6 protein-coding genes are annotated in these 5,897 nt (G+C 43.7%); 4 read left to right on the forward strand and 2 right to left on the reverse strand.

Annotated features, from left to right (window positions below; translation table 11 throughout):
- The first annotated feature begins 385 nt into the window (after positions 1-385).
- The 4 genes from ACOJS8_RS15975 to ACOJS8_RS15990 all read left to right on the forward strand — a co-directional run bounded on the left by ACOJS8_RS15975 (position 386) and on the right by ACOJS8_RS15990 (position 4,291).
- The gene (locus tag ACOJS8_RS15975; protein WP_420149543.1) at positions 386-1,099 is read left to right on the forward strand and encodes a hypothetical protein; all 714 of its coding nucleotides are present in this window, start codon (positions 386-388) and stop codon (positions 1,097-1,099) included.
- Between the two features lie 999 nt (positions 1,100-2,098).
- Positions 2,099-2,989, forward strand: coding sequence for a geranylgeranylglycerol-phosphate geranylgeranyltransferase (locus ACOJS8_RS15980; protein ID WP_420149544.1), 891 nt, complete (start codon positions 2,099-2,101; stop codon positions 2,987-2,989).
- Positions 2,990-3,097: 108 nt separating this feature from the next.
- Positions 3,098-3,799 carry a hypothetical protein gene (locus ACOJS8_RS15985; protein ID WP_420149545.1) on the forward strand — a complete coding sequence of 234 codons (702 nt, stop codon included), beginning with the start codon at positions 3,098-3,100 and terminating at the stop codon, positions 3,797-3,799.
- 111 nt (positions 3,800-3,910) lie between these two features.
- Complete coding sequence (locus ACOJS8_RS15990; protein WP_420149546.1) at positions 3,911-4,291, forward strand: MerC domain-containing protein; 381 nt, start codon at positions 3,911-3,913, stop codon at positions 4,289-4,291.
- Between the two features lie 12 nt (positions 4,292-4,303).
- Here ACOJS8_RS15990 and ACOJS8_RS15995 read toward each other — a convergent pair whose 3' ends face one another.
- Both ACOJS8_RS15995 and ACOJS8_RS16000 read right to left on the reverse strand, forming a co-directional pair.
- Positions 4,304-5,413 (reverse strand): cytochrome-c peroxidase, encoded by a 1,110-nt coding sequence (locus tag ACOJS8_RS15995; protein ID WP_420149547.1) that lies wholly within the window; start codon positions 5,411-5,413, stop codon positions 4,304-4,306.
- Positions 5,410-5,897, reverse strand: a 488-nt coding sequence (locus tag ACOJS8_RS16000; protein ID WP_420149548.1) for an MbnP family protein, incomplete at its 5' end; no start/stop codon positions are given. The genes ACOJS8_RS15995 and ACOJS8_RS16000, both read right to left, overlap by 4 nt.

Genomic DNA, 5,897 nt, shown 5'->3' on the forward strand with positions numbered 1-5,897 from the left:
AAGGGATTTATTCCGGAAACATTATCATGCTAACTAATTCGATCATGCATTACAAATAGAAGAAAAATTCAAATTGTAATTTTTAAAGAACTTTTCTTAATCGTCATCAAAGACTTATACTAGTATACATAGAAAACAAAATGTATTAATACAATTTTAAAATCCTTTTAATCTTAAACGGTCTAAAGCCGAATCGAAAATATGCAAAAAGCATGTGTCTATATAGTATAAAAATGTAAATAAAAAAAGTAGTATTATATCAATAAATAATAACATTAAACTAGTAGAACTGGGTTTTTAGGAATGAAAAAGCCCCACTCATGTCGCTAAACTGTTGCGGGGCTTTGAATAGGTCTAATGTTTCAACACTAAACAAAACAAACGTATGAAACTTTTTTCGAGTGCGCCAATTAGCCATGCTAAAATTGTTGCTGTGCTTCTCACTCTCATCACCACTTCGTGTAGTGAGAAACCTGGAATTGAAACAACTCAGGTGCAACCTCAAGAGACACCTCGGGTCAAGACAAACAGTTGGTACGAATGTCCAGCAGGATACCATTATTTTCAAGGAAACTGTGTTGCAGACGAAAGTGTGGATATAAACACAAATTCGATAACTTTCAATTATGGAGCCTCTAATACGGTGACGTGGAATGGACACTCAGACGTTCGTATAAAATTTACGCCAGGCACTGATAATTATACCTTGGCTGAAATGTTCAATTATACAGATCCTAACAATCATACATTTACAGGAGAGAGATTAATCCTAAAAATAGTAAATTCAGGTGCTTATGATTACACATACTATTTTAGTTACAATGGGAAACGTCTAGGGGTGATGACATCTCAAAGTACTGGAAGCGGTCATCAGTTTGTTTCTTTTTCTCCTGATTTTACAGATGATCCTGACAGTCCAGCATTTGCAGGTAAATATGGAAGCAATTGGGGGAAATGTGTTGCCAAAACCTTGAACACATTTGTTAGCGGATCAACTATAGGCGCCTTAACTGGCTTAGGCTGTATGGCATTTGGAGCTGAATGTGCCGTTACAATTGGGTTAGCCTGTGCTGCTGGGGCTGCTATATGGAACTACTAATAGAACTATGTAGGTGATGTAATTAAGCAATTGTAAACTTGCTTAATTACATCACCGTTTTTCAAGTAAATATTTTACAACCACTAAACTTATCCGTTATGAACCTTCGCAAGTATTGGTTATTGATTCTGATTCCCCCGCTATTAATCGGTGGAGTAGCTTACTTGATCTATCGAACGAGCACGCAACAGGATGCGCAAACTTTCTTTATAAATGCACTTATAGTAAATATATTAATCTACATTCCCATAATAGGGCTTCTGAGAATGAGGTATTTGAAATTCACTTGGAAGGATTTTCTCTTAAGTTTTATTCCATTCTATGGAATACACTACAGAACAAAGAGATTATTCTATTCTAAGAAAGAGAAATAGAACTATCTCAAAATCTTGGGATGGTTTTATTGTTATTAGAACAGGGTATAATTTTAAGTTAAAAATAGACGAAGAAGCAGGCCAGTAAAACTAGTCTGCTTCTTCGTCTATTCCATTAGTATATGAATAAAAAATACTTACTTGCGATTGCTTTCGCGCGCCTACCACCTTCTTTGAAAAATAAAGGTGGACTCACTCTACGAATGAACTTGACCTACGGCCAAGATTCCCTCGTTTCATTGGCTCCGCAGGGCGCTACCCCAAACCTAATTATGCTATGGCCTGCGCCAATCGTCAGTTGAGCCCGCTCTGGCGAAGTCGTGGCTATTTTTGCACCTTTTTTAATGCATGGGTCGATTGGTTAATCCTAAATAGGTTCAAGACGTATTCTCGCTGGAGATTGTGGCAACAATATGGCGGTTTGCCCATTATTCACGTTAATTATCTCTGGCTCAGAAAGGTGTGGCTTTTTGAGCCTTGCCGTTTGAAAGCCATGGAGTCAGTCTACAGCCAGGTCGTAATCGCAGCCGGTCGCAACGGCGGACCTTGAATTTGGTCCCTTTTTAGTTATACCCACTCACGCTCTTTCTCCTGCTTTCTCCTTATTTTTGGTAAAAAAACAGTCATGGTGGCGCGCCAGTCCGTTCCTTTCTCAGCCTTTACGTTCGGGTTTCTGCGGCTCATTCGAGTGCAGAATCTACTGATCGTAGTGCTGACGCAATTTATGGCGCGGCTTTTTCTGGTTGGTTTCAGACCCGAAGATCAAACTACTAGTCTTTTCCGGCTTCTTCTTGATCCGTCGCTGTGGCTGCTTTCTCTCTCAACTGTCTGTATAGCAGCAGCCGGTTACATCATCAATGACTATTTCGATATTAAAATTGACCTTGTTAACAAGCCACAGCGTGTTATAATTGGGCGCTACCTCAAACGCAGAGTAGCTATGGGAGTCCATCAGATACTGAACGTAATCGGCTGCCTGATTGGACTCTACCTGAGCAAGTGGATTTTCCTGGTCGACGTACTGGCCGTTTCGCTACTCTGGTTCTATTCGGCGCAGTTTAAACGACAACCACTAGTAGGCAATGTAATTGTTTCGCTGCTGACGGCCTTATCGCTCATTGCCATGGCCATTTATTATCGGCATAACACGGGTATGCTACTCATCTATGCCTTGTTTTCCTTTGGTATTTCACTGATTCGGGAGATAATCAAAGACATGCAGGATATCCGGGGCGATGCTCGTTTTGGCTGTCGAACCTTACCGATTGTATGGGGGTTACGCCGTACGAAATACCTGCTCTACGTGTTGATTGGCGCTTTCATCATCAGCTTATTCCTGATTGCCAGTTCGCTCCATAATTTCCGACTGACGATCATTTTTCTGCTGTTACTTATTCCAGTCGCCTGGCTTATTTATCGGCTTGTGGTGGCCGACACCCGTCGCGACTTCGGGTATCTCAGCAATCTCTGCAAACTTATTATGCTTCTGGGCATCGTGAGTATGGTGTGGACGTAAAGAGTATCAAAATCATCCACGCCTTTGTGCCGTTCCCTCAAGGACTTAGTTGTTCGTTTGTGATTCAGGTTACCTTTGGTCAAGGTAAATCAAACTAAATCCATTCGCATGAGAACCCTTATTTTTTCGATAGTATTCATCACGGCAGTATTGACTAAAAGCCAGGCTCAGGATTGTTTAGGCATGACATTTAAGTCGGGTATGAATTTTGAAATGAGTACGTTTAGCGCCAAGGATAAACCTACAGGAAAAATCACGTATCAGGTTAAAGATGTTCATAAAGATGGCGGTTCGACGGTAATGGATATTGTGGCGCAGTTTCAGGATGAAAAAGGTAATCAGCGAACTCCCTATACCATCCATTACACTTGCACGGGTAATGAACTCGTCGCTGATTTATCGGGCATGATGCAGGCGATGCAAGCTTCCACAATGAAAGATGCAGAGATGAAATTGAAATCCAATAAGCTGGTGTATCCTGGCAAACTGAGTGTTGGACAGAAGCTGAGTGACGGTCAGATGGAGGCCGAAATGGTCAGTAGTGGCAATACCATGATGAATATGAATATGACCATGCTGAATCGGCAGGTAGAGAGCAAGGCACCTGTTACAACATCGGCTGGAACCTTTGATACGTATAAAATTACATCTGATATGAACTTCGAAAGCCGGGTGATGGGCATCCCCATCCGGAACTCAATGCGCGTGATTAGCTACAGAGTTGACAATCAGATCTTCGACATTAAATCGGAAACCTATAATAAAAATGGCAAATTGATGGGCTATACGCTGCTAACCAAAGTGAATTGATGAGGGAGAGGGTGTAATTTCTAATTTTCAGGGCATTTCGCAACTTTGTTGCAAAAAACAGGGTTAAAAAGACTACGATTGCCAAAAAGCGTCGTAATTTTGCTTCTGCTTATGAAAACAGATATTCTCTCTCGCAAAGCTGACTACATTGGCATTACCGGGTCGGTATTATGTATTATTCACTGCCTGATTACGCCTATCTTGTTAATGACGACGGCTTTAATGCAGGATGAAAAGCTTCGCGTTGGTTATCTGAGTCTGGATTACGTTTTTATCGGAGTTAATATCATTGCCGTTTATTTCGCTACCCGGCATTACGCGCCACCAGTCATAAAAAAGAGCCTTTGGGGATTTTTGGGTCTGTTTACAATTGCCCTGCTGCTGGAAGAAGTAAATCCTGCTTTTGAGTACCTGGCTTACGTCGCTTCATTTGGCTTGGTAACCAGCCATTTATTCAATATCCGGCAACACCGGCTTAGCCACGCTCACTAATATTTATTCAGATCAATTGGGGCTAAATGCCCGATTATTGATAAACGTATCGTCAGTTAGCGTTTTCAGGAAAGCAATTACCTGTTTCTTTTCCGTATCCGTCAGGGCAATGCCCAACTTTCCGTTTGCTTTCAGAACCGAATCGAGGGTAGGGCTGTCTTTTACACCGCTGCGGTAGTGATCGAGCACTTGCTCCAACGTAGTGAAACGCCCATCGTGCATATACGGAAATGTTCGCTCGACGTTACGTAGGCTCGGTACTTTAAACGTCAATCGGTCGGCTTCATTCAACGTAACAACGTAGCGCCCCTGGTCATTGATGGCACTGACGGGCAAGCCGTTGTTTCGATAGCTTCGATCAGTGAATAAATCCGTTGCATGGCAGGTTGCGCACTTCTGCTGAAACAAATTAAGGCCTGCTAATTCGTCGGATGTTAGCTCGCCACCAGCCTCCTTCCGAACGTACTTATCATAGCGGGAATCGGCTGACACCAGCGTCAGCAAAAACTGCGAAATAGATTTCAGAAAACGCGCCGTTGTGACGGTATCCGAACCAAAAGCCGCTTTGAACATCGCTGGATATTTTGGGCTCTTTTGCACCCGGCTCAGCGCATCCGCGAATTTTAAATCCATTTCAACCGGGTTCTGAATAGGCGTCATGGCCAGCTCGTCGAGGCTGGTAACGCCACCGTCCCAGAAGAACTCACGCTCCCAGGCGAGATTCTGCAAACCGGGTACATTACGTGTGCCAAACTTACTATCTATACCGTGGCTGAGTGCGTGGTCGGAGTGCCCAAAAGCGGCAAACTGCTGATGGCAGAAGGCGCAGCTAACCGTACTGTCGCGCGAGAGCTGAGGATCATAAAACAGTGCCTTGCCCAGTGCTACGCCCTCAACCGTCAAGGGATTATTCGTCAAATTATAGATTACGTCTGGAAAATTGCCTGGCTGGTGTAACGTAATGGGTGTTGGTTTATACACAACACCACCGCCCGTTCCCGGATCTGGTTTCGGCGTTGGGTCTGGCTCCGTATTGGTCTGGCAGGCAACGGCCAGTGCGAACAGGAGTGTGCTGATAGACAGGTAGCTACGCTTTGTCAATATCGTTGTCCACTTACTCATTTAGCTGCCTGCATTCGGTCGTAGCTGAACATCTGCGCGTAGTTGTCGGCGATAGTAGTCGAATACGTATCGAACATCACCGACGGATGCTGGGCTATGCTCAAACGAGTGGCGCCGTTGAATACTTTCATCACATCGGCCTTAAGCTGGATAGTGGGCGTAGTGTTAAGCTCTACATTCGCTACGTTGCTTAGAAACGGAATCGTGACGGAACGTAGCGTATTGATTGTTTTTTTGCCGTTATAACCACCGCCGAACCCGCCGACGTGGTAGAAAAATTCATTATTCTGCGCAGCAGGTGCTGCAGCCGATTTGCCCTCGAGTTTCAGGAAAATATAGCCTGAGTTCCAGTCCCAGTACATGCCGTTGTTAAGACCCGGATCGAGTACGTCGGTTCGCTTATCAAGATCGCTCAGACTTCGCAGACTATCAACACCAATTAAAAATGTCAGGCCGGCGTAATCACCTGCGGGAATATTGTTAA

The organism is Spirosoma sp. (genome assembly GCF_048594605.1).
Lineage (GTDB): Bacteria > Bacteroidota > Bacteroidia > Cytophagales > Spirosomataceae > Spirosoma.